At 64.2% G+C, this 23,775-nt stretch carries 24 protein-coding genes; 9 read left to right on the forward strand and 15 right to left on the reverse strand.

The window, feature by feature from the left end:
• Window positions 1-27 precede the first annotated feature (27 nt).
• Window positions 28-1,920 (forward strand): propionate--CoA ligase, encoded by a 1,893-nt coding sequence (locus AAFL97_RS03490; RefSeq protein WP_341643728.1) that lies wholly within the window; start codon window positions 28-30, stop codon window positions 1,918-1,920.
• 122 nt (window positions 1,921-2,042) lie between these two features.
• On the opposite strand, the gene AAFL97_RS03495 is transcribed toward AAFL97_RS03490, so the two are convergent.
• Genes AAFL97_RS03495 through AAFL97_RS03505 form a run of 3 tightly spaced genes read right to left on the reverse strand, consistent with a single transcriptional unit; the run spans window position 2,043 to window position 5,154 of the window.
• Window positions 2,043-2,789: a PEP-CTERM/exosortase system-associated acyltransferase gene (locus AAFL97_RS03495; RefSeq protein WP_341643729.1), complete on the reverse strand. Its 747-nt coding sequence runs from the start codon at window positions 2,787-2,789 to the stop codon at window positions 2,043-2,045.
• A gap of 20 nt (window positions 2,790-2,809) precedes the next feature.
• Window positions 2,810-4,021: an ABC transporter permease gene (locus tag AAFL97_RS03500; RefSeq protein ID WP_341643730.1), complete on the reverse strand. Its 1,212-nt coding sequence runs from the start codon at window positions 4,019-4,021 to the stop codon at window positions 2,810-2,812.
• A 5-nt stretch (window positions 4,022-4,026) separates the two neighbouring features.
• Entirely contained in the window at window positions 4,027-5,154 is a 1,128-nt protein-coding gene (locus AAFL97_RS03505) for an ABC transporter permease (protein ID WP_341643731.1), read from the reverse strand.
• A gap of 174 nt (window positions 5,155-5,328) precedes the next feature.
• On the opposite strand from AAFL97_RS03505, the gene AAFL97_RS03510 reads away from it, so the two are divergent.
• From AAFL97_RS03510 to AAFL97_RS03520, 3 genes are read left to right on the forward strand one after another with little or no spacing between them, the layout of a single operon-like run.
• Window positions 5,329-6,207, forward strand: coding sequence for a ThiF family adenylyltransferase (locus AAFL97_RS03510; RefSeq protein ID WP_341643732.1), 879 nt, complete (start codon window positions 5,329-5,331; stop codon window positions 6,205-6,207).
• A 1-nt stretch (window position 6,208) separates the two neighbouring features.
• Window positions 6,209-6,331 (forward strand): nitroreductase family protein, encoded by a 123-nt coding sequence (locus AAFL97_RS03515; RefSeq protein ID WP_341643733.1) that lies wholly within the window; start codon window positions 6,209-6,211, stop codon window positions 6,329-6,331.
• The gene (locus AAFL97_RS03520; protein ID WP_341643734.1) at window positions 6,306-7,265 is read left to right on the forward strand and encodes a molybdopterin biosynthesis protein MoeY; all 960 of its coding nucleotides are present in this window, start codon (window positions 6,306-6,308) and stop codon (window positions 7,263-7,265) included. The genes AAFL97_RS03515 and AAFL97_RS03520 overlap by 26 nt, the downstream gene beginning before the upstream one ends.
• A 111-nt stretch (window positions 7,266-7,376) precedes the next feature.
• Here the strand turns inward: AAFL97_RS03520 and AAFL97_RS03525 are convergent, their stop codons facing one another.
• The 9 genes from AAFL97_RS03525 to AAFL97_RS03565 form a co-directional block, all read right to left on the reverse strand.
• Window positions 7,377-8,084: a PEP-CTERM sorting domain-containing protein gene (locus tag AAFL97_RS03525; RefSeq protein WP_341643735.1), complete on the reverse strand. Its 708-nt coding sequence runs from the start codon at window positions 8,082-8,084 to the stop codon at window positions 7,377-7,379.
• A gap of 220 nt (window positions 8,085-8,304) precedes the next feature.
• Window positions 8,305-8,772, reverse strand: coding sequence for a DUF2721 domain-containing protein (locus AAFL97_RS03530; RefSeq protein ID WP_341643736.1), 468 nt, complete (start codon window positions 8,770-8,772; stop codon window positions 8,305-8,307).
• A 202-nt stretch (window positions 8,773-8,974) separates the two neighbouring features.
• Window positions 8,975-10,120 (reverse strand): SDR family oxidoreductase, encoded by a 1,146-nt coding sequence (locus AAFL97_RS03535; RefSeq protein WP_341643737.1) that lies wholly within the window; start codon window positions 10,118-10,120, stop codon window positions 8,975-8,977.
• A complete protein-coding gene (locus tag AAFL97_RS03540; protein WP_341643738.1) occupies window positions 10,117-12,081 on the reverse strand; it encodes an AMP-dependent synthetase/ligase in 1,965 nt (654 codons plus the stop codon). The genes AAFL97_RS03535 and AAFL97_RS03540 overlap by 4 nt, the downstream gene beginning before the upstream one ends.
• A gap of 98 nt (window positions 12,082-12,179) precedes the next feature.
• On the reverse strand, window positions 12,180-13,295 hold the full coding sequence (gene proB, locus AAFL97_RS03545) for a glutamate 5-kinase (RefSeq protein WP_341643739.1): 1,116 nt from the start codon (window positions 13,293-13,295) through the stop codon (window positions 12,180-12,182).
• Between the two features lie 69 nt (window positions 13,296-13,364).
• Complete coding sequence (gene cgtA / locus AAFL97_RS03550) at window positions 13,365-14,540, reverse strand: Obg family GTPase CgtA (protein ID WP_341643740.1); 1,176 nt, start codon at window positions 14,538-14,540, stop codon at window positions 13,365-13,367.
• Window positions 14,541-14,623: 83 nt separating this feature from the next.
• Window positions 14,624-14,887 (reverse strand): 50S ribosomal protein L27, encoded by a 264-nt coding sequence (gene rpmA / locus AAFL97_RS03555; RefSeq protein WP_263462225.1) that lies wholly within the window; start codon window positions 14,885-14,887, stop codon window positions 14,624-14,626.
• A gap of 20 nt (window positions 14,888-14,907) precedes the next feature.
• The gene (gene rplU, locus AAFL97_RS03560; protein WP_075148154.1) at window positions 14,908-15,219 is read right to left on the reverse strand and encodes a 50S ribosomal protein L21; all 312 of its coding nucleotides are present in this window, start codon (window positions 15,217-15,219) and stop codon (window positions 14,908-14,910) included.
• A 41-nt stretch (window positions 15,220-15,260) separates the two neighbouring features.
• Complete coding sequence (locus tag AAFL97_RS03565; RefSeq protein ID WP_341643741.1) at window positions 15,261-15,416, reverse strand: hypothetical protein; 156 nt, start codon at window positions 15,414-15,416, stop codon at window positions 15,261-15,263.
• 7 nt (window positions 15,417-15,423) lie between these two features.
• Here AAFL97_RS03565 and AAFL97_RS03570 point away from each other — a divergent pair, with 7 nt between their 5' ends.
• From AAFL97_RS03570 to AAFL97_RS03590, 5 genes are all read left to right on the forward strand, one after another.
• On the forward strand, window positions 15,424-16,188 hold the full coding sequence (locus AAFL97_RS03570) for a PP2C family protein-serine/threonine phosphatase (protein WP_341643742.1): 765 nt from the start codon (window positions 15,424-15,426) through the stop codon (window positions 16,186-16,188).
• Window positions 16,189-16,376: 188 nt separating this feature from the next.
• Entirely contained in the window at window positions 16,377-17,501 is a 1,125-nt protein-coding gene (locus AAFL97_RS03575; protein ID WP_263462227.1) for an NAD(P) transhydrogenase subunit alpha, read from the forward strand.
• Between the two features lie 11 nt (window positions 17,502-17,512).
• Window positions 17,513-17,815, forward strand: a complete 303-nt coding sequence (locus AAFL97_RS03580) for an NAD(P) transhydrogenase subunit alpha (RefSeq protein ID WP_263462228.1) — start codon at window positions 17,513-17,515, stop codon at window positions 17,813-17,815.
• Window positions 17,816-19,195, forward strand: a complete 1,380-nt coding sequence (locus tag AAFL97_RS03585; protein ID WP_341643743.1) for an NAD(P)(+) transhydrogenase (Re/Si-specific) subunit beta — start codon at window positions 17,816-17,818, stop codon at window positions 19,193-19,195.
• A 101-nt stretch (window positions 19,196-19,296) separates the two neighbouring features.
• Window positions 19,297-19,614: a hypothetical protein gene (locus tag AAFL97_RS03590; protein WP_445954465.1), complete on the forward strand. Its 318-nt coding sequence runs from the start codon at window positions 19,297-19,299 to the stop codon at window positions 19,612-19,614.
• Window positions 19,615-19,659: 45 nt separating this feature from the next.
• On the opposite strand, the gene AAFL97_RS03595 is transcribed toward AAFL97_RS03590, so the two are convergent.
• The 3 genes from AAFL97_RS03595 to rlmM all read right to left on the reverse strand — a co-directional run bounded on the left by AAFL97_RS03595 (window position 19,660) and on the right by rlmM (window position 23,749).
• Window positions 19,660-20,952, reverse strand: coding sequence for an EAL domain-containing protein (locus AAFL97_RS03595; RefSeq protein ID WP_341643745.1), 1,293 nt, complete (start codon window positions 20,950-20,952; stop codon window positions 19,660-19,662).
• Between the two features lie 104 nt (window positions 20,953-21,056).
• Window positions 21,057-22,508, reverse strand: a complete 1,452-nt coding sequence (locus AAFL97_RS03600) for a DEAD/DEAH box helicase (RefSeq protein WP_341643746.1) — start codon at window positions 22,506-22,508, stop codon at window positions 21,057-21,059.
• Window positions 22,509-22,654: 146 nt separating this feature from the next.
• Complete coding sequence (gene rlmM, locus AAFL97_RS03605; protein ID WP_341643747.1) at window positions 22,655-23,749, reverse strand: 23S rRNA (cytidine(2498)-2'-O)-methyltransferase RlmM; 1,095 nt, start codon at window positions 23,747-23,749, stop codon at window positions 22,655-22,657.
• Between the last annotated feature and the right edge of the window lie 26 nt (window positions 23,750-23,775).

Here is a 23,775-nt window from a genome sequence, read left to right on the forward strand (position 1 = left end):
ATGAGGGAATGAGAGGGAGAGGAAGTAATGACGGATTACCAGCAATTTCACCGCCGCTCGATCGAGGATCGTGATGGGTTCTGGGCCGAGCAGGCCCAGCTCATCCACTGGAACAAGCCGGCCGAGCAGATCTGCGACTTTTCGAAGCCGCCGTTCGTCAAATGGTTCAAGGGCGGCGAAACCAACCTTTGCTACAACGCGGTGGACCGCCACGCCGCTACGCGGCCTAACGACCGTGCACTGGTGTATATCTCGACCGAGACCAACGAGGAAAAGGTCTACACCTTTGCCGAGCTGCAGCGCGAAGTCGAGCGCATGGCGGCCATCTACAAGGAACTCGGCGTCAAGCGCGGCGACCGCGTGCTGATCTACATGCCGATGATCGCCGAAGCCGCGTTCGCCATGCTGGCTTGCGTGCGCATCGGTGCCATCCATTCGGTGGTGTTCGGCGGTTTCGCCGCCGGTTCGCTCGCCACCCGCATCGACGATGCCAAGCCGGTGCTGATGGTCAGTTCGGATGCCGGCATGCGCAACGGCAAGCCGGTGCCTTACAAGCATCTGGTCGACGAGGCTTGCAAGCTGGCCGAGTTCCCGCCGGCCAAGGTGCTGATCGTCGATCGTGGCCTGGACAAGGGCTTCCCGCGTGTCGAAGGCCGCGACGTCGATTACGCCGAACTGCGCGCCAAGCACATGGACGACACCGTGCCGGTCGAATGGGTGGAGTCGTCCGAGCCGAGCTACATCCTCTATACCTCCGGCACCACCGGCAAGCCGAAGGGCGTGCAGCGCGACACCGGCGGCTACACGGTGGCGCTGGCGGCGTCGATGCAGCACATCTTCACCGGTGAGGCCGGCGAGACCATGTTCTCGACCTCCGACATCGGCTGGGTGGTCGGCCATAGCTACATCGTCTACGGCCCGCTGATCGCCGGCATGGCCACGATCATGTACGAAGGCACGCCGCTGCGTCCGGATGCCGGCATCTGGTGGCAGATCGTCGAGAAGTACAAGGTCAGCGTGATGTTCTCCGCGCCGACCGCGGTGCGCGTGCTGAAGAAGCAGGATCCGGCTTTCCTCAAGAAATACGACCTGTCCTCGCTGAAGCACCTGTTCCTGGCCGGCGAGCCACTGGACGAAACTTCGCACCAGTGGATCATGGAAGAGCTGGGCATTCCGGTCATCGACAACTACTGGCAGACCGAGACTGGCTGGCCGATGCTGGCGATCTGCCGTGGTGTCGAGCAAAGCCCGATCAAGCTCGGCTCGCCCGCCTTCCCGGTGTATGGCTACGATCTGCGCATCTTCCGTGAGGATGGCACCGAATGCGGTGCCAACGAGAAGGGCATCGTCGGCATCATGCCGCCGCTGCCGCCGGGCTGCCTGTCCACCGTGTGGGGCCAGGACGACCGCTTCGTGTCGACCTACTTCAGCACTTTTGCCGACCCGGTGGTGTATTCCTCGTCCGACTGGGGCATCAAGGACGAGAACGGCTATCACACCATCCTCGGCCGCATGGACGACGTCATCAACGTCGCCGGCCACCGTCTTGGCACCCGCGAGATCGAGGAAGCCGTGCAAGCGCATCCGGCGATCGCCGAAGTTGCCGTGGTCGGGGTGGCGGACGAGGTCAAGGGCCAGATGCCGATGGCCTTCGCGGTGGTGAAGAATGCCGCCGACGTCGATACGCCCGAAAAGCGTGCCGCGCTGGAGAAGGCCGTGATGAAGAAGGTCGACGAAAGCCTGGGCGCCATTGCGCGTCCGGCCCGTGTCCACTTCATCGGCGGGCTGCCCAAGACGCGTTCGGGCAAGATGCTGCGCCGCTCGATTCAGGCGCTGGCCGAAGGCCGCGATGCGGGCGACCTGACGACGATCGATGATCCGAGCACGCTGGAGCAGATCAAGGAAGCCTTGAAGGGCTGACGCTGTTGCGCCTCCGGCATGGAAGCTGACAGGAGCCGGGCAACCGGGGCCTGTCAGCAGTCTGGACGGCCCCCTGGGCGGTCCCGTGGAATGTACGGGGCCGCCCAGGGGGCCGTCTGCTTTCAGCGCTGTTCGAGGCTGAGCGCGATTCCCTCGTCGATCGTGCGCCATAGCGGACGCATGATCATGCGCATGTTGCGGACGATGCTCTGCACGTCCATGACTGAAGGAACGCGTGTGCCGCGATGTTCGATGGGGCCGCCGATCTGTCTGATATCGACGCCGAGACGGGCAAAGTGGCTGGCCAGGCGAGGCTCGGTCAGTACAAACAGGGTATCGATGTCGTGACGAATGGCCAGTGAGATGGCGCCCATGTACAAACCCACCGGGATATAGGGAAAGCGGGGCTGGCCCTTGCTGCCGAAATCCTCGTCCTGGATGTCGGCGGGCTTCCTGGCTTCGCCTTTCCGGCGGCGATATCGTGCGCATACGGCAAGCCGTGAGACTTCTGCGATGCGGCCTCTCGGCATTTTTGCAGGATCGATGATGCTGCGATCGAGCGTTGCGGCACAGGTGCGCTCGAAGGGCAGCGGCGCATCGGGTTCATCCGGATTGACCAGAACGAGCCGTGTGCAGCCGACCAGTGTGTGCGGTTCGTCGACGCCGCGCAGCAGGCAATGGAGGCTGTGGGCATCGTAGGCGTCGATCTCCCGCCGGTCGGGGCGTTCAGGTTCGAACTGGAGCTCCTCGCAATAGACTTCATGGCGGATGCGATAAACCTGGTCGCGAAGCGCTTCATCGTGAGCAGCATCGATGCGGAAATATTTTCGGAAGCCGTAGCCGAGATTGATTCGATCGAGAATGGACATGTAGTGTGGCTCCCAGGTAGTCAGTTGCCTTGTCGCAATGCATCCACGACGGGAGTGGCGGATATGCGGATTGCCGGGAACACCGATGCAAGCACGGTCGCACCCAGGCCGATCAGGCAGGACACGGCGACGGTGGTCGCGTCGATTCGGATGAAAGCGGTATAACCCAGATTGGCGTTCGGTGGGGGCGGCATCGGAATTCCGATTGCCGAGATCAGCAGGGCCAGCGCCATGCCGATGGCCGCGCCGAGTAGCGCACCGATCAGCCCCAGCACGAGGTTTTCCACCAGAATCAGGCGGAAGACCTGGCGCCGGGTATTGCCCAGAGCCTGCAGGGTGCCGAACTCGCCCAGGCGCTCGAAGGCGCTCATGTTAACGGTGTTGGCGACGGACAGCAGGACCATGATCAGAATGATCAGCTTGAGCACGCCGAACTGCCGGTCATAGAGCTGCAGCGTCTTGTCGTAGAAGTCGGACAGTTGGTGCCAATTGCGGGAATCGGTGCCCGGAGGGAGCGCCCCGTCGATCCGAGCCTGGACGGCGTCGGTGTCCTGTGTTCGTTCCAGCGAGACCACCAGAAGGTTCGCACCCGCTGTGCCGATCAGCTCACGTGCCGCATCGAGTGGAATACGGACGGCACGCGCGTCGAAATCCTTCGAAAAGCTCTGGAAAACGCCGATGATCTCGAAGTCGAACGTGTTCAGGGCACCGTCTGCGGTGTTCATGATCAGCGTCACGAAGTCGCCCGGTTTCAGACTGAGCGAGTGAGCGACGCCCTGACCGACGACGATGCCGGTATGGTCGGCGTCCGTCAGTTGGCGCCCTGCGGTGATGTTTACATAGGTACCCAGCTGCGCTTCCTTGTCCGGCTCGACGCCTTCGCCGATGATGGCCAGATCCCGCTTGCCGTTGTTCAGCAAGCCCGAGAAATTCAGCCGCGCGGTCACATCGGTCACGCCCTCCTGCTGGAGAATGCCGCGGGTGACCGCATTCGGGTCGTCGATGATGAAGCGGTCGGGCTGGCGGCTGCCTTTCTCGATGAAATCCTGACGAAAAACCTGGATGTGTCCGGTCTGTGAGTGGATGATGGCTTCGCCCAGCTGGACGAAGATGTCCTGCACGAAGCCGCCGCTGAGAATCAGGCTGGAAACGCCGAAGATGATCGCCACGAGCGTCATGGCCGTGCGGATTTTCTGGCGAAACACGTTGCGGAAGGCGAGTTTGAAGAGCATGGCTTTTACCGCTGGTGGCGCAGCGCGTCGACGATGTTCATGCGCGATGCCTTCCAGGCTGGAAACAGGCTGGCGAGCAAGGTCGTGAAGAAGGCGAGCATGAAGGCTTCGAAAGCCAGGGCAGCTGAGATCGAGATTTCTCCCGTGTAACCTCGCGCCATGCCAGGAGGCGGGGGCATGGGGATGCCGATTGTCGATATCACTTGTGCCAGCAGGTAACCCAGCATTACGCCGATCACCCCGCTGATGATGCCGAGCAGGATGCCTTCGGTGACGAAGAGCTTGAGGATTTCGTGCCGGCGTACGCCCAGCGCCATTGATGTACCGATTTCTCCCGTACGTTCGACGACGGTCATCGACAAGGTATTCGAGATGCTGAGGATGACGATCAACGCGATCAGCAATTGCACGACGCCGACCTGGCGTGAAAACAGCTCGACAGTCTTGTTGTAGAAGTCGGCCAGATCGGTCCAGGGGATGACCTCGAAGCCCGAGGGAGGCAACTGGGCACGCAACGCGGCCACAGCCTTGTCGGTGTCGCTTGTCTCATTCAGCAGCACGACCCAGCTCGTCGCTCCTTCGACGCGCATCAGCTTGCGCGTAACATCGATCGGTGCTCGCAGCACGGTATCGTCGTAGGCCTTGGTGATGGTGGCGAAGAGTCCCGCGACGGTGAGTTCGACTGCATTGATGCCGCCACTGGCCGTGGTGGCCAGCAGGACGACACGATCTCCCGGAGAGGCATCGAGGTTGGCTGCCAGGCCTTCGCCCAGCAATACGGAATCGGGCGGACTTTCTGTCAGATCCTTGCCGGCAACGATGGTGATTGCCCGTGCGATGGGCTGTTCCTGCTCTGGCGAGATGCCCTCACCGACGAATGAGACGGTGGCTTCGTCCTTGCTGAGCAGGCCGCTGAAGGCCAATCGCGGTGTCACGGTGCGAGCTTGCTGCCCGATGATGCTGGTGACTGGTGACGTATCGGCTGGCAGCAGGTATTGGTATGGATCTCCCAGCCCTTCGCGTAAGTACCCTGGCCGGGTTACCTGGACATGCCCTAGCTGAGAGTGGATCGTCGCCTCCCGCATGTCCTGGAAAATCCAGTTGATGAAGCCGCTGGCGAGCAGAAACGCCACGACTCCCCCGCTACGATGGTCAGGGCCAGCAAGGCGCGCCGCCGCTGCCGAAGCAGGTTCCGTGCGGAAAGGGTCAGGGTGTGGCTCATGCCGCGGAAGCTCATTAGGGGTTCGCGTATCAGGGTTCTCTCTCTATGATAGCGGCCATGCCAGCAGAAACTGAAGGGGAAAGGGGTGAAAGAGGACTTCGACTACACAGCCGCGTTTTCGCGAAACATCGGCTGGGTGACGTCTGAAGAGCAGGCTGCCTTGCGTGGCAAGCGCATCGCCATCGCCGGTATGGGAGGGGTTGGTGGCGTTCATCTGCTCACTCTGGCACGTCTGGGCATCGGGCGTTTCAATATTTCCGATTTCGATGATTTTGACATAGTCAATTTCAATCGACAGGCCGGTGCCGTAGTGGGGTCGCTGGGGCAGCCCAAGGCAGAGGTGCTGGCGAGGATGGCGGCTGAGATCAATCCAATGACGGAAATCAGAATGTTTCCGCAAGGGGTGTCGGACGACAACCTCGATGATTTTCTGTCGGGAGTCGATCTCTACGTCGATGGTCTGGATTTCTTCTCGTTCACAGCCCGCCGCTCGACCTTTGCAGCCTGCCATCGCCTGGGGATTCCCGCCGTGACTGCTGCTCCCCTGGGGATGGGGACTGCTGTGCTGGTGTTTCTGCCGGGGCAGATGTCGTTCGAGGAGTATTTCTGCCTGGAAGGATGCGACGAAGAGGAGATGGCTATTCGCTTCCTGCTCGGTTTGTCGCCTGCCATGCTGCAGCGAAGCTATCTGGCGGATCCATCCCGGGTGAACCTGACCGAGCGTCGTGGGCCCTCTACCATCATGGCGTGCCAACTGTGTGCGGGTGTTGCGGCAACGGAGGCAGTCAAGATCCTGCTGGGGCGGGGGGATGTGATTGCCGCACCGCGCGGATATCAGTTCGATGCCTATCGTAACCGGTTCGTACGTACGTGGCGGCCTGGCGGCAATCGTAATCCCCTGCAGCGGCTCGGGCTCATGATCGCACGTTGGCAGTTGAGCCGAATGAAATCCACGGGAGCATGAAGTGAGCAGTCGCGAAACACTATTGGAAATTCTGAATCTCGCGCGCTGGGCGCCCAGTGGCGACAACACTCAGCCCTGGAAATTCGAAATACTCGCTGATGACCATGTTGCGGTACGGTCATGATACCCGGGACTGGTGCCTCTACGACATGGACGGACGGGCGAGCCAGATGGCGCATGGCGCCTTGCTCGAAACCCTGAGGATTGCCGCGACCCGATTCGGTTTGCGTACTGAATGGAACTGGAGGCCGGAAACGCCCGAACATGCTCCGATCTATGACGTAAAACTGGTGCCTGAAGCCGATGTCGCGGTCGACCCGTTACATCCCTTCATCACCACACGTACGGTGCAACGCAGGATGATGCGACGTACGCCACTGACGCCATCTGCCGTGCAGGCCTTGCGTCTTGCTCCTGGGGAAGGTTATTCGGTAAGACTCATCGAACCTACCGAAGAACGGCTGAAGGTGGCGCGCCTGTTGTGGACGAGTGCTCGCGTCCGCCTGACATGTCCCGAAGCCTTCGAAGTGCACCGGGAGATCATCGAGTGGGGTGCCACTTTCAGCAAGGATCGAATTCCCGAACGAGCAGTCGGTGTCGATCCGCTCACCGCCCGTTTAATGCAGTGGGCGATGAAAAGCTGGGCGCGTGTCGATGCGCTGAACCGCTACGCCTTCGGCACGGTTGCGCCGCGAGTGACGCTCGATTTTTTGCCGGCCTGGGCCTGCGCCGCGCACGTGCTTGTCGAGCGAGACGTTTTTCCGGCAAATTTGCCCGAGTTCGTGGATGCGGGGCGGGCGATGCAGCGAGTATGGCTGACGGCAGCGGCCCAAGGCTTGCATCTCCAGCCGCAGATGACACCGCTGATTTTTGGTTGGTATGCACAGGCTGAACGGCCGATTTCGGCCGACGAGTATGTCAATGCGGCGATGCGCGGAGTGGGCGCACAGGTCGAGCGAATGCTCGGTGATAAGGGAGTGTTTTTCTGCCGGGTCGGAGAGTCCGACATACCGATGTCGAGATCGATCCGCAAGGAATTGGCGGAGTTGATGGTTTAGATTGCCATATGGGTACAGGCTGTGCTTCTGTTTGTATTTCTTGAATGAAAAAGCCTCCATGACTGGAGGCTTTTTGGATGCAACCCGAGGTTTTGCCCCCGGGCTACTAGATTACTTGGCTTGCTTGCGACGCATGGCACCCAGACCGAGCAGGCCGAGACCGAGCAGAGCGAGCGAGGCAGGCTCAGGAACAGGAACGGAAGCATTAGTAATCCGCAAATCTACGGCAGAAATTGCGCCACCAGTGTTAATAATTGCCTGCAGCGCGTTTACCCTCGAAAAATCAGCAGTGCCGACAAACAGAGCGAATGGAATGAAGTACGATCCCGTACCTGCAGAAACAGCGTTGAAGACCGATTTTTCACCTTCGCTCGAATAAACTTCAAGGCTGAAGGGGAAGTCAAGATCGGCGAAGGTAACGTTCAGCTGAAAACCGGAACCCATACTTGCCAGATTGAGATCCCCAAGCCCCATGCTGGGCGTGAGGGTGTCGGTCACCGAACTCGCTCCATCCCAGCGGATACGTGCTTCTGCGTTGACGTCCGATGGGGTGTCAAAAATAAACCCGTTATTTGTGACGCCGACAAGAGGATCGCTGAGTGCGTTGTTGTCTGTAATGTTATTAACATAGATGGAGCGGTAGCCACCGAGCGCTTCCGCTGCTGCAATGGTGCTCCAGAGCCCCGTGCCATCTGCGGTAGTGTCTACCACGGCGGCTTGGTTAGTGGTGAAGCTATCAATAACCAAAGCGTGGGCGCTGACGCTCAGGGTCAGGGCGGTGGCTGCGAGGCCGCTCTTCAGGAGAGTTTGGAATTTCATGGTTGGGCTCCAAATCAAGGATTAAGCGCAAATGGCTGGACGGGTTGCGCACGTCAGGCTTTAAGCTAGAAGCGTGCCATTCGATAAAAATTCAATATAATCATGTGGATATAAATTTTTGCGCTTAGGGCGAAACAGGGTGTGTAAAAAAGACCGACACCCTGGATTGATGACATGCCGTTCCGATGAGTGCGCACGCAATCCGCGTCGGGTTTCAGTATCAGCGCAGGAGATCGCGCTGCATCTCCAGCACCTTGAAATTCAGCAGGTGGGTAGCCAGCACCGTCTCCCACATGAAGCAGCCGAGCGCCACCAGGAAGGACAGCACGCCCACCAGGAAACACGCCATTGCCACCAGTGGCCACTGTGTTTCCCACGCCTGCCCAAGGAACAGGGACACGATGGTGATGCCGATGCAAAACCCGCACAGAGCTAGGCAGCCGATGGAGAAGTTCGCGATGCGTCCCCGCTTGCGCAGGATCGTGAGTTCCATCAGCAAACGCTTGATGAGCTCCTGATCGGCGCTGGTTCGCACACGCTCGTCCAGTACGCGGGCCCGGTCGATGATGCGGGCCAGCCGCCCGGCCACGGCTCCGATCATGCCGGCCACCGCCGTCAGAAAGAACACCGGCGCCACCGCCAACTGGACGCTGTGGGTGACCGAGGCGACATCGACGGGCAGGCTCATGGCAATGGAGGTGATGATGGGAACGCACGCATGGTACGCAAAATCACCCGGTGCTGGATATGCTCGAAAGCGATGGCGTCTCGGCCGGTTTGTTGCGCCGGCGCTTCCGGGACTCGGCGCGTGGGCCTCGTTGTCGCCGGCTGCTTGCCGCGATCGTCGTCGATGCCCGTCTGGCGTGCCGGAAAGAGGCGCCGTGACGCTCCTACTGCTTGCGGTGCCTGGATGCTGCAATCCTGCCCAGGTAGTAGTCGAGTGCGCGCCGGGCGTGCTGATCCGCTCTTTCTGGCAGGGGTAGCTTGCGTGTCTTGAGCCAGCCCATATAGACGTCGTTGCCGAATGCCTGATGGTCCGAAAGATAGTCCATGTACATCGGAAAGGTCGCCAGCAGCCGCTTTTGCGGTGCAGGGAGAAACGGGCGCAGCAGGCGCGGCAGGGCGGCAAACCATGCCCGCGGAATGCTTCTGCCGCGGGGGATTTCCTGGCCGTGCTCCTGCAGGATCTGGCGCACGAGCACGGCCAGGCCTGCAATGCGCGGGGAGCGTTCGGGGCCTGAACACAGGTTCAGGATGTGTCCCCGGGGCGACTGCCCGTGGCTCGATGCCACGATGGCTGCCGCGACGTGGTCGACCGGAATGATGTCGAGCCTTGCGTCGCCGAAATCCGGCAGCAGGCCGGATGTCTTGCGTCCCGACAGGATTTCGCAGATGTAGTAGAAGATCTGGAAATGGATGATGCGGCCGTCGCGTGAGTCGCCGATCACCATGCTGGGCCGATGGACCGTGATCGGCAGCCCCTCTTTCTCGATGGCTGCGCGGACCAGGGTTTCGGCTTCGGCCTTGGATTGTTCGTAGGTGTTGTGGAAGGCACGGGCTTCGTCGATCCAGGTTTCGGGCAGGATGCCCGCTCGTTTGCCGGCGATGCCGACCGTGCTGACGAACTCCATCTTCTGCAGGGTGTTCCGCCTGGCCAGGGTGCGCGCGAGCTCGAGCATGACTTCGGCGGAGCCGACTGCCGAGCGTCGGGCATGGTCCAGCGGGTCGTTCATTCTGACGCTGGCGGCCGAATGGATGAGGTGCGTGGTGTCGTCGCCCAGGCGGGCGTAGGCGGCGGCGTCCAGGCCGAGCTGGGCTTGCGTGGCATCGCCACGCAATGCTTCCACGCGCCGGCGAGTTTCGTCGCCGGGCGGGAGTTGCCAGAAGTCGTGGAGCGCCTCGAGTCGCTGGGCGAGATGCTCATCCGACTCGGCGCGCAGCAGCACGCGGATGCGGGTGTCCCGGTTCTGCAGCAGCATGGGCACGATGGCGCTGCCGACGGCGCCCGACGCGCCGGTGAGAAGATAGGTGCTCATGGCGCGATGATGACGATGGGGGCTGAATTGGGGCCGTGGTCCGGGATGGCTTCGATGCGGCGGTAGGCCTCTGCGATGCTTTCGGCGAAGTGCTGCGCCACGACCTTGCGGCGCAGCTTCAGGTTTGCGGTGAGTTCGCCGTTCTCGATGCTGAACGGTGTCGATGTGATGATGACGGCGGCCGGACGCTGGTGGCTGGGAAGCGATGTGCAGATGGTCCGGACATCGCCGGCGATCTGCTCCGGGGAAGGCGCGGACGCTGTTTCGGTGCTGCTGGTCTTTCCCTGCATGAGGGTGACGATGACGACAGGGAAGGGGTGGCCTTCGCCGGTGACGACGGCATGCTCCACGTACTCCAGGCGCTTGATCTCGGCCTCGATCGGGTGAGGCGTGACGCGGCGTCCGGTCGATGTCTTGAAGATTTCGCTTTTCCGGCCGAGCAGCCAGAGGTAGCCGTCTTCGTCCAGGCGGGCATAGTCTCCGGTATGGAAGAAGCCGTCATTGCTCATATTGAGCGACACTGCCTGCGTGCAGGGTTCGTAGCGGCTGCAGACACCGGGGCCGCGCACGAGCAGTTCGCCGTCTTCGGCGATGCGCACCTCGTTCTGGGGGTGGGGGCGACCGACGCTGCCGGCTCGTGAGGCTTCGAGCGTGTTGAAGGCGATGGGGACGATGTTTTCGCTGACGCCGTAGGCTTCGAGAATCGGCCAGCCAAGTGCGCCGAAGCGTTCGATCAGCCAGACGGGGAGGGGAGCCGAGCCGCTGACCAGAAAGCGCAGCTTGCTGCCCATCACGCGTCTCAAGGGGCTCAGGGCCCGCTTGGCGAACGGATGGAGCAGGCGGAGGTGCAGCGGTGCTCCGGTGCCGAGACTGCGAGCCTTGGTGATCCGCTCTTCGATGGCCCAGGCGGCGCGCAGACCCAGCCGGACGGGAGCGGGCTGGGTGTCGATGCGGTCGAGCATGCCGGCATGGAGTTTCTCGAAGAACCTCGGCACCGCCACGAAGAGGCTGGGCTGTATTTCCGGCAGCCGTTGCACGATCTGCTCGGGTCGCTCGACGAAATGCGTCTCGGCGCCGAACAGGATGGCGCACAGGTTGAGAACGCGCTGGAACATGCTCGATGGCGGGAGCCAGCAGACCATGCGATCGCCGACGCCTATCGAGGGGAAGCAGTCACAGGTGGCGCGGCAGGCCAGCAGGATCTGGGCATGGGTGTAGGCGATGCCCTTGGGTTCGCCGGTGCTGCCCGAGGTGAAGATGACGGTTGCGACATCCGTCGGCAGCGGGGGGACGGGCGCCGACGAGGGAGGCGATGCGTAGAGTGGGCCGAGCGCATGTGTGCCCGGGGGGGCATCCGGTGCTGCGATGATCCGTATGTCGAAGCCCGTGTAGAGCGCGTCGAGCCTGTCGAGCTGGGCCGAATCGGCGGTGATGACGATACGGGGCCGGGCGATCGTCAGGATATGTCCGAGGTTGTGTGAGGTGTCGTGAGCGTCGAGTCCGACGATGGCCGCACCGAGTCCCAGTATCGCCAGATGGACGAGCTCCCACTCCGGGGTGGTCGGCAGCATGACGGCGACGCGGTCGCCTCGCCCGATGCCCAGATGCCGAAAGCCGTTCTGCAGGGCCCGCACTCTTGCCTGGATGTCTGTCCAGGTGAATGCCGTGGTCGTGCCGCCGGTGCGATGGACGTATCCGATGGCGGACGGGTTCGATTGCGCCCGTGCGTCGAGCAGGGCCGGTAGCGTCTGGACCTGCCGCAGTTGGGTGCGGGCGCCGTCGGGGGCATTGATCGCTCCGTCCGGCTGGCGATGGTGTTGCGTGGTTCCAGGGCTCGAAACCTGGGTTTCGAAGTTGGTCGACGTCCTCTGCATTGCCCTCTCGCTGGCGCTTGTCCTCGCGCACGCCGGAGCGTTTGCGCGATATCCGGCCAGGGAATGCCGATGTGCTCCCCGAGCCAAAGGGAATATTAGCCGACGGGGCGCTATTCAGGGAGGATATCCCGTACGAAAGCGGGCCGGGCAGGTTCGGCTGGCTCGATGAGCTGCGCGAGGCGTGTTCAGCGACCGACCATGTTGTCCCGGTGGATCAGCTCGGGTTCGTCGACGTAGCCCAGCAGCTTCTCGATTTCGGTGCTCGGTTTGCGGGCGATCCTGCGACATTCGGCGGCGCTGTAGTTCACCAGGCCGCGTGCGATCTCCTCGCCGGCGGCGCTGCGGCAGGCCACGGCGGCGCCACGGACGAAATCGCCGTGTACTTCGATGACGCCCACCGGTAGCAGGCTGCGGCCGCTCCGCAGTGCGGCGACGGCGCCGTCGTCGATGATCAGGTCGCCGGCCAGCTGCAGGTGGTCGGCCAGCCATTGCTTGCGGGCCTGCAGCGGGGTGCTGCTGGCATAGAGCAGGGTGCCGACGGCTTCGCCCGCGCCCAGGCGCAGCAGCGGGTCGTGCTCGCGTCCGCTGGCGATGCAGGTGTGGGCGCCGCTGCGGGCGGCGCGCTGGGCGGCGCGGATCTTGGTGATCATGCCGCCCTTGCTGATGCCGCTGCCGGCGCCGCCGGCCATGGCTTCGTACTGGCGGTCCTCGGCACGCCCTTCCGAGATCAGCGTGGCGCCGGGGTCGCGGCGCGGGTCGGCGGTGTACAGGCCTTGCTGGTCGGTCAGGATGATCAGCGCGTCGGCTTCGATCAGGTTGGCGACCAGGGCGCCGAGGGTGTCGTTGTCGCCGAACTTGATTTCGTCGGTGACGACGGTGTCGTTCTCGTTGATGATCGGCACGACGCCGAGTTCGAGCAGCGTGGTCAGCGTGCTGCGGGCATTGAGATAGCGGGTGCGGTCGGCGAGGTCTTCGTGCGTCAGCAGGATCTGCGCCGTCTGCAGGCCGTGGCGGGAGAAGGCTTCCTCGTAGGCTTCGACCAGCCCCATCTGGCCGACGGCGGCGGCGGCCTGGAGCTTGTTCATTTCGTGCGGCCGCCTGCCCCAGCCCAGCCGCTGGATGCCGGCAGCGATGGAGCCGGAGGACACGAGCACGACTTCGCGCCCCTGGGCGCGCAACGCGGCGATCTGCCGCGCCCAGTCGTCGAGCGCGGTCTTGTCGAGGCCGGCACCGTTGTTGGTGACGAGGGCACTGCCGACCTTCACCACCAGGCGGCGGGCGTTGCGGATCTTGGTTCTCATGGTGTCGCGGCGGAGGGAAAAAGGGTCAGCGGGAAAGATCGGCAGGATGATGAGGCGGCTGGAAGGCGGTCAGCGCGCAGCGCCGTCGACGGGGTCGTCTTCGGTGCCTTCGTCGTCATCATCCAGGCTGTCGGCGGCATAGGCCGCATCGGCTGCGGCGCGCTGGGCGTCGAGCGCGGCCAGGCGCTCGGCTTCGGCAGCCTGGCGTTCGGCGCGTTCGGCTTCGATGCGGGCGCGTTCGGCGTCGAGGAAATCCTGCAGCGCGAAGATCAGCGCCTGCGTGCCTTCGCTCTTGAGCGCCGAGATCTCAAAATGGCGTTCGGCCGGGCCGTAGGCCTCGAGGAAGGCAGCGATGCGCTCGGCGCGTTCTTCCTCCGGAATCAGGTCGAGCTTGTTCAGCACCAGCCAGCGCGGCTTGGTATACAACTCGTCGTCGTATTTGCGCAGCTCTTCGACGATGGCCTTGGCATCGGCGACGGGATCGGCTTCGGGGTCGAAGGGCGCGAGGTCGACGAGGTGCAGCAGTACATGGGTGCGCTGCAGGTGGCGCAGGAACTGGTGGCCCAGGCCGGCGCCCTCGGCCGCGCCTTCGATCAGGCCGGGAATGTCGGCGATGACGAAGCTGCGGTTCTCGGCGGTGCGCACCACGCCCAGGTTGGGCGCCAGCGTCGTGAACGGGTAGTCGGCCACCTTGGGCTTGGCCGCAGACACGCTGCGGATGAAGGTGGATTTGCCGGCATTGGGCATGCCGAGCAGGCCGACGTCGGCCAGCACCTTGAGCTCGAGGTGCAGGCTGAAGCGCTCGCCTTCCTGGCCCATGGTCTTCTTGCGCGGCGCCCGGTTGACGCTGGACTTGAAGTGGATGTTGCCCAGGCCGCCGCGGCCGCCGCGGGCGATCAGCACTTTCTTGCCGTCTTCGTCGAGGTCGGCGATCAATTCCTCGGTTTCGAGGTTGCGGATCACGGTGCCGACCGGGAAGCGCAGCGTGATGTCGTCGCCGCCCTTGCCGTAGCAGTCGCGGCTGCCGCCGTTCTCGCCGCGCTGGGCGCGGAAGCTGCGGGTGTAGCGATAGTCGATCAGGGTGTTGAGGTTGCGGTCGGCCACCGCAAAGACGCTGCCGCCGCGCCCGCCGTCGCCGCCGCTGGGGCCGCCCTTGGGAATGAACTTCTCGCGGCGGAAGGTGGCGGCGCCGTTGCCGCCGTCGCCGGCGAAGACTTCGATGCGGGCTTCGTCAAAAAACTTCATGCCTGATCAACCTTGATCCAAAAATGAAAAAGCCCTACCGCAAGGATAGGGCTTCGATGCTGCAAAGCGCGTACTGCCGTCGATCAGGCCGCTTCGGGCACGATGATCACGGTGCGGCGCCTGGACGGACCCTTGACCGCGAACTGGACGGTGCCGTTCTTCAGTGCGAACAGGGTGTGGTCCTTGCCGATGCCGACGTTGTCGCCCGGGTGGTATTCGGTGCCGCGCTGGCGAACGATGATGTTGCCGGCGAGCACGAACTGGCCACCGTAGCGCTTCACGCCGAGGCGTTTCGATTCCGAGTCGCGACCGTTACGCGAACTGCCGCCAGCTTTTTTGTGTGCCATGTCGGATTACCTCCTGCGCCTTAGGCCGAGATCGCTTCGATGCGAAGCTCGGTGTAGTTCTGACGATGCCCCTGATGCTTCTGGTAGTGCTTGCGACGGCGCATCTTGAAAATCTTGATCTTGTCGTGACGGCCGTGCGAAACCACGGTCGCCTTGACGGAAGCCCCGGTCACCACCGGCGTGCCGATCTTCACGGACTCGCCTTCACCGACCATGAAAACCTGGTCGAGGGTGATTTCGGAACCCACGTCGGCCGGTATCTGTTCTACCTTGATCTTTTCGCCAGCGGCAACGCGATACTGCTTGCCACCGGTTTTTATCACCGCGTACATGGTGCTGCTCCAGTTGATGGGTTTGCAAAGAATCGCGCACTCTAGCTTTCCGGGCGGGAAAAGTCAATATCGATCAGTGATGTAGGTGAGGGCGTGATCTTTGTCACGCGGCATGCGCCGGCGATGGCCGTTTCCGGTAGAAGTGCCGCGCGGCGGCGATAAGCCGTTGCTATGATCGGCGCCTCTTCAGCAAGCATGCCCGCAATGCCCTTCTCCGCCGAAACCTGTGTCGCCATGCATATCGGCGACCGCCTGGAACAGCAGGACCGCGTCGGCCTTTTCGCGCATCCGAAGCGGCCGGGCATCATGATGGCGGTACTGGCCGACGGCATGGGCGGGCACAGCGGGGGCGCGGTGGCCGCCGAACAGGTGATCATGCGCGCCCGGCAGAACCTCGAAACCTACGCGCCGCTGCACGAGACGCCGCGGGACCTGCTGGCGAGCGTGATCAACGAAGCGCATACCGTCATCAAGCTCACCCGCTTCACCAGCGAAAAGGATCCGCACAGCACTGCCGTCGCGTTTCTGCTGCAGCAAGGCAAGGCCTATTGGGCGCATTGCGGCGATTCGAGGCTCTACTGGTTCCGCGGCACCGACACGGCGGCGCGCAGCCGCGACCATTCGCTGGTTGCCGAGCTGATGCGCAAGGGGCGGCTCGACGAGGTGGGGGCGCTCAAGCATCCGCAACGCAACGTGCTGTTGTCCTGCCTGGGCAGCGAGCGCGAGCCGCATATCGAATACGGCGTGGCGGCGTCGCCCGATGCCGGAGACAGCTTCCTGCTGTGCTCGGATGGGCTGTGGACCTATTTCACCGATTTCGAACTGGCTTCGACCATCCAGGCGCATCCGCCCCGGATCGCTGCCGAACGCCTGATCCAGCTGGCGCGGGAGCGTGCCGGCGGCGCAGGCGACAACATCTCCCTTATCATCGTCAAACTCGTTCCGCCTGCCGCAGACGCTCCACGGTGAATGCATGCGGGCGGGTCCCGCACGGCATTTCCCGCCGACTTCGGGTTCACCCTTGTTGCTGTGGTGCAGCAAATCCGTCTAATGTCCGGGGTTCGCCGGTGTTGCAACGAAAGGTTGCAGGACAAGGATAACGACGGGTGAGGCCGGCGGAACGTGCAACGTGGTCAAACAACAGGGAGGATCGGCCTATGCCTCTGACGATCGGAGTGCTAGCGGAGACCGCTGCGGGCGAACGACGCTTGTCTGTCGTGCCGGACGTGGTCAAGAGATACCTGAGCCAGGGTGCCCAGGTGGTGTTGCAGAAAGGGGCGGGGGTGCCTGCGCACTTCCCCGATGAAGTCTTCGCCGACGTGAGCTTCGCCGACACCGCGGCCGAAGTCTGCGGCCAGGCCGACGTGGTGTTCTGCGTTCAGCCGCCGAGCGAAGAGACGATCGCGGCGATCAAGCCGGGCAGCGTGCTGCTGGGCCTGCTGCAGCCGTGGTCCAGTGCCGAGCGCGTGCGCCAGCTTCAGGAGAAGCAGATCACCGCATTCGCCCTGGAACTGCTGCCGCGCATCTCGCGTGCCCAGAGCATGGACGTGCTGTCCTCGCAGGGCGCGGTGGCCGGCTACGAATGTGCGCTGATCGCCGCCGACCACAGCCCCAAGTTCTTCCCGATGATGACCTATGCCGCCGGCACGATCCGTCCGGCCAAGGTGCTGGTGATCGGTGCGGGCGTTGCCGGCCTGCAGGCCATCGCCACCGCGCGCCGTATCGGCGCCATGGTCGAGGCCTATGACGTGCGTCCCGAGACGCGCGAGCAGATCGAGTCGCTCGGCGCCAAGTTCGTCGACACCGGCGTGTCCGCGGCGGGCGCGGGCGGCTATGCCCGCGAGCTGACCGACGAGGAAAAGGCCAAGCAGGCCGAACGCCTGGCCAAGGCCGTTGCCCAGTGCGATGCGCTGATCACCACCGCCGCGGTGCCCGGCAAGAAGGCGCCGCGCATCATCACCGCCGACATGGTTGCGCGGATGAAGTCGGGCGCGGTGGTCGTGGACATGGCGGCCGAGACCGGCGGCAACGTCGAAGGCACGGTGGCGGGCGAGAAGACCTGGGTCGGCGACGTGCTCGTCATCGGCCCGGTCAACATCCCCAGCCGCATGCCGGTGCATGCCTCGGAGATGTACGCCAAGAACCTGTTCAACTTCATTTCGCCCTTCATCAAGGACGGCGCGCTGACGCTGGACTGGGAAGACGAGGTGGTGGCCGGCACCTGCCTGACCCATGCGGGCGAAGTGCGCCACGCCGGGGTGAAGCAGGTCCTGGGTCTGTAAGGAGAACCACGATGGAAGGATACGCAGCACTGTACATTTTCATGCTGGCCGCATTCACCGGGTACGAGGTGATCTCGCGCGTGCCGGTGATCCTGCATACGCCGCTGATGTCGGGCTCCAACTTCGTGCACGGCGTCGTGCTGGTCGGCGCGATGGTCGTGCTCGGCCACGCCGACCCGGAAGACCCGGTGCAACTGGTGATCGGCTTCATCGCCGTGTTCCTCGGCGCCGCCAACGCGGCCGGCGGCTACGTCGTCACCGAGCGCATGCTGGCGATGTTCAAGGGTGGCAACAAGAAGGAAGGAGGCGCATAAATGGCGAACTGGTTCATTCAGGCGTCCTATTTCATCGTTGCCGTGGTGTTCATCCTCGGCCTGAAGGCGATGAGCTCGCCGGTGACGGCCCGCAAGGGCATCGTGTGGGCAGGCTACGCGATGGTCGCGGCCACCGTCGTCACCTTCTTCACGCCCGATCTGCACAACGTCGGCCTGATGGTGCTCGCCATCGTGTCCGGCGGCGCCGTGGCATGGTGGAGCGGCAAGACGGTCAAGATGACCGACATGCCGCAGATGGTCGCCATCTACAACGGCATGGGCGGCGGCGCGGCGGCGGCGATCGCGGCGCTGGAGTTCGCCCGCGGCGAGATCACCGATCCGGTGGTGGCGACGCTGGCCGTGCTCGGCGCGCTGATCGGCTCGGTGGCCTTCTCCGGTTCGTGCATCGCCTACGCCAAGCTGCAGGGCATCATGAAGAACGCCTTCCGGCTGCCCAACCAGAACCTGGTCAACATCGGCCTGGCCGTGCTGACCGCGGTGCTGGGGCTGGCGATCATCGTCTCCGATGTGCCGTCCTCGACCCTGATCGTGCTGTTCTTCGTGCTGGCGCTGGCGCTGGGCGCGATCCTGACCAGCCCGATCGGCGGTGCCGACATGCCGGTGGTGATCTCGCTGCTGAATGCCTTCACCGGCCTGGCCGTGGGCTTCGAAGGCTATGTGCTGGGCAACCCGGCGCTGATCGTCGCCGGTATCGTCGTCGGTGCCTCGGGCACGCTGCTGACGCAACTGATGGCGAAGGCGATGAACCGTCCGATCACCAACGTTATCTTCACCCCGATCAGCGGTGCCGCCGCCGGTGGTGAAGGTGAAGTGATCGAAGGCACGATGAAGGAGTTCTCCGCGCTCGATGCCGCCTCGGTGATGCGCTACGCCAGCAAGGTCGCCATCGTGCCGGGCTACGGCATGGCGGTGGCCGGTGCGCAGCACAAGGTGTGGGAAATGGCGCAACTGCTCGAAGAGGGCGGCGTCGAGGTCGTGTTCGCGATCCACCCGGTCGCGGGCCGCATGCCCGGCCACATGAACGTGCTGCTGGCTGAAGCCGGTGTGCCCTACGACAAGATCTTCGACCTCGAAGAGATCAACGCCGACTTCCCGCAGATCGACGTGGCGCTGGTGATCGGTGCCAACGACGTGGTCAACCCGGTCGCCCGCACCGACAAGACCAGCCCGATCTACGGCATGCCGATCCTGAACGTCGACATGGCGCAGAACGTCATTGTCGTCAAGCGCGGCAAGGGTGCAGGCTACTCGGGCATCGAGAACGCGCTGTTCTACAAGGACAACTGCCGCATGCTGTACGGCAGCGCGCAGGAAGCGATCGCCCAGGTCATCACCCACGTCAAGGCGCTGGAGTCCTGATCCGGGCGGTTTCCGGCCGGCGTTCGCCGGCCGGGGCTAAAGCCTGGCCTCATCGGGCCGTAAGCAGGAGAATCCTTCCTGCTTACGGCCCGATGTCCTTCATGCGTGCATTGCTTTTCCTGAGCCTGTTCTCCGTCCTGCTGCCGGCCGCCGCACAGCAGCCGGCGACCACGGGCGGCATGCCGGAGCCTGCGGCCGCGGCGAAGCCGGAAGTGCCCGAATGGCGCAAGACCGACGGCTACCGCTTTCCCGCCGTGGCAAAGACGGTCGAGGACATGCAGAACCTGGCTTATGCGATGCAGTTGCGGGAGTTCTGCGCCAATGCGCGCATCCCCGACGATTTCGTGCGCGAGCGGCTGAACCGTTTCAGCGCCATGACCGGTCGCGAGGAAGACTGCCGGACGCTGCTCGACTACTGAAGACGCGCGGCCTTCGACGAGCGGCATCGGGCGATGTGCGGGAGCTCAGGCCAGGAAGCGCGAAAACGCGTGTGCCGTCATCGGCTGGCCGAACAGGGGGCCTTGCTGCAGGTGACAGGCCAGGGCGCTGAGGAAATCGCGCTGGGCGGCAGTTTCCACGCCACGGGCAAGCACTTCGAGTCCGAGCGTGTCTGCAAGGCTGACGATGGCTTCGACGACGGCCTCGTTGTCCTCGCTGTGGCCCACGCCCTGGACGAGTCCGGGCGTCAGCTTGATGGCGTTCAGCGGATAGCGGCGCAGCCGCGGAATCGACGACAGGCCACGGCCGAAATCGTCGATGGCAAGGCGGATGCCCATTGCCGACAGCGCTTTCAAGGTGGCCAGCAGGCCCGGGCTTTCGCTTTCGAGCACGTTCTCGTCGAGATCGAGCTCCAGGCGCTCCGGCGGCAGGTCGTTGTCCTCCAGCACCAGCCGCACGCATTCGGCGAAGTCGCCATGCAGCAACTGCTCGGTGGCGACATTGACTGTCAGCCTGGGCACCTGGCCGTCACCGGCTTGCCAGGTGCGGGCGCTGCGGCAGGCTGAATTGAGCACCCAGTCGCCGAGGCGGGCGATCAGCTGCGGGTCGTGGATCGCATTCCGGAAGCGTCCGAACGGCAACTGGCCGAGTGTCGGATGCTGCCAGCGCAGCAGCGCTTCACCGGCGCACAGGCGCTTGCTCCGGGTGTCGATCAGCGGCTGGAAGTTCAGCGAGAATTCGTCCTGGTCGAGCGCCTGCCACAGCCGGGGTTCGAAGCTGCTGGCGCTGGCGTCGGGCCAGATGGCGGCTTCGAACAGGCTGCCCGGGCGGCTCAGGACCCGATGTCCAGGATCGAGATGGGCGGCGAAATGAGCTGCCGGCTCCACCGTCGTGCGCGCGGAAGTACGGGACGACGCACGGGTGCGGGAACCGCTGGAACTGAGCACCAGCGCATGGACGCCGGGGCGCAGCCGGGGCGCGCAAAGCACCTTGAGTTCGCGCGTGCGTCCGTCCGGCAGGGCGAAGCCGACCTGGCTGCGTCGTTCTCCCTGGATCAGGAGCCGGCCGCGTGCTTCGAGAAAACGCTCCTCGTCCGGGAACAAGGTGGCAAGCGGCTGACCCGCGATTTGCCGGTAGTCGCGCTCCAGCAACTTGCAGGCCGCCGTGTTGGCGTCGAGGATCAACTCGTCGCCGATGATCAGCAGCCCTTCGTCGATCAGTTCGAGCAGGGCCAGGTAGACGCCCGTTTCGGCGCCTTCCGAGAGGTCGGCAACAAAAGGTTCGTGCTGCGGTGACGATGGGCGTCCGGGAAGATTCACGAGGAACAAGGCCTGCGGTGGGTGGTGTAGTGATCTACGGCATCGCCGTCAGAATACTTGAACCTCCGTCATCGCCGAGCCGGAAATAGACGCCCGAGTCGCGGCTATTTTCGCCCCAGCCCGCCCAGCAGAACCGCGATCGGCCGCTGGGGCCGGCGCAGGGTGTCGGGACGGGCATCGGCAGCCGGACGCTCGGAGGCGGACGACGAGGCTGCGGGCTGGTAAGGCTTGCTGAAATCGAAGCCGTCCGCGGCGACCGTCGAACGCGACCGGGGGCCGGTCCGTGCCGCCGGCACGGTGGGCTGGTGCGTCCCCGGCTGGCGCGATCCGCTCTGGCGCGGCGGCCGCGGGCCATCGGTGGCGGCTGCGGCACGGCGGCCGCGCGACCGGCTGCCGGCTTCGAAGAACTCGGGCTCGGGATCGAAACCGGGCACGATCTCCTGCGGAATCTCGAGCTTGATCAGCTTCTGGATCTCGGCCAGCCAGTGCTTTTCTTCGGTGCTGACCAGCGACACCGCGTTGCCCTTGTGGCCGGCGCGGCCGGTGCGGCCGATGCGGTGCACGTAGTCTTCGGCGGTGTGCGGCAGTTCGAAGTTGATGACGTAGGGCAGTTCGTCGATGTCGATGCCGCGCGCGGCGACGTCGGTGGCGACGAGCACGCGCAGCTTGCCGCTCTTGAACGCCTCCAGCGTCTCGGTGCGCTGCTGCTGGCTCTTGTCGCCGTGGATGGCGTCGGCCGAGATGCCGCTGCGCTCCAGGAAGTGGGCCAGCCTGCCGCAGACGAGCTTGGTGTCGACGAAGACCAGCGCCTGGGTGTCCGGCTGGTGGCGCAGCAGGTGGGCGAGCAGGTTGCGCTTCATGCCCGACGAGACCGGATGCACCACGTGCGTGATCGTCTCCGACACCATGTTGCGGCGTGCGACCTCGATCAACTGCGGGTTCTTCAGCATCTGGTCCGCCAGCTTCTTGATCTCGTCCGAGAAGGTGGCGGAGAACAGCAGGCTCTGGCGGTTGGCCGGCAGCAGCGCGAGGATGCGCTTGATGTCGGGGATGAAGCCCATGTCGAGCATGCGGTCGGCTTCGTCCAGTACCAGCACTTCGACCTGGGACAGGTTGATCGATTTCTGCTCGACGTGGTCGAGCAGGCGGCCCGGGGTGGCGATGACCACTTCGATGCCGCGGCGCAGTTCCATCTGCTGCGCGCGGATGTCCACGCCGCCATACACGCATACCGAGCGCAGCGGCAGGTACTTGCTGTAGGTCTTGACCGATTCGTACACCTGCATCGCCAGCTCGCGCGTCGGCGCCAGGATCAGCGCGCGCGTCTGGTGGCGGGCGGGCGAGGTGCTGGTGTTGGCGTGGCGGGCGATGCGCTGCAGCAGCGGCAGCGTGAAGCCGGCCGTCTTGCCGGTGCCGGTCTGGGCGCCGCCCATCACGTCGTGGCCGGCGATGACGATCGGGATGGCCTGGCGCTGGATCGGCGTGGGTTCGGAATAGCCGGCGTCGGTGACGGCTTTGAGCAGTTCGGGAATGAGGCCGAGATCGGCGAAACTCATGGGCGCCTTTGCGTTGAATGCGGCCGGCAGCCGACCGCCTGATTGCGAAACCCCGGATTATACACCGCACGGAAAATCGTTACGGGACAGGGGCTTCGCTTGCGGCCAGGCCGGGCCGTCCTCGGCCTGGCCCGGTCGGGCCGGCTTCAGCGCTTCAGCGTGAGGAAGGCGGTGACTTCCTCGCGGTCGTGGTACAGATGCTTGATGCGCAGGTCGAAGGGGCCGACGCTGTTGAGCCGCTTGCGGATCAGTTCGCGGCATTGCTCGACGGCTTCGAGCCGGCGCTTCATCGGCAGCTTGAGGTTGAAGATCGTGTAGCGGCATTTGCCGGTGGCGATCCATTCGGCCATCAGCGAGGCGATGCGCGAAGGCTGCTCGACCATGTCGCACACCATCCAGTCGACCGATCGCTGCGGCCGCCAGGTGAAGCCGTCGGCCTTCAGGTGCTCGACCATCTCGGTCGCCATCACGCTGTCGCGCAACGGGCCGTTGTCGATCGCGGTCACCCGCAGGCCGCGATGGACGAGCTGCCAGGTCCAGCCGCCGGGCGCGGCGCCCAGATCGACCGCGCGCTGTCCGGCGCGCAGGATGTTTTCCCGCTCGCCTTCTTCCAGCAGCGTCATGAAGGCTTCGGCCAGCTTCATGGTCGAGCGGCTGGGGGCGTTGGAGGGCATCCGCAGCCGCGGAATGCCCATGGTCCACGGCGCGCACTGGCCGTCCAGGCCGGCTGCCAGCCAGGCGGTGGTGGCGTCGGTGAACAGCACGTGCAGCACCGGCAGGCCGGTGCGGCTGCTGCGCAGGCAGCCGGCTTTTTCCAGTGCCCTGGTCAGCGGTTCGGTGAAGCGCTTGCAGAAGCCCGAACGCTGCTTGGCCTCGTCGGTGTCCGGCGTCTCCAGCACCACGCCGCAGAATCGCTGGCCGGAGGCCTTGACCGCGTCGACGATCGGCGTGGCGCGGTCGCGCTCGGGCAGGTCCTCGACGCGGGCGAAATACGGCAGCAACTGGCGGGCGAAGCAGGGCCGCCGCCAGTCGGTGGCGGTGCCGAGGCTGCCGAGCGGGACGGGTTCGAAAGTCTCGAAGACGACGTAGCCGGTATCGGGCTGGGCTCGGACGAAGCCGATCAGGCCGGCTTCGGCGGCCAGGTCGTCGATCTCGCCGGCCAGTTCCTTCTCGAAGCCGGCGCGGCAATAGCCGATCAGGCCGGAACAGGGCAGACCGGCGGCGGGTGTGTGTTGGGTCATCGATGAAGAGGGTGCTCCCATCGCGA

Origin of the sequence: Thauera sp. SDU_THAU2 (assembly GCF_038260575.1) — a bacterium.
GTDB lineage: Bacteria > Pseudomonadota > Gammaproteobacteria > Burkholderiales > Rhodocyclaceae > Thauera.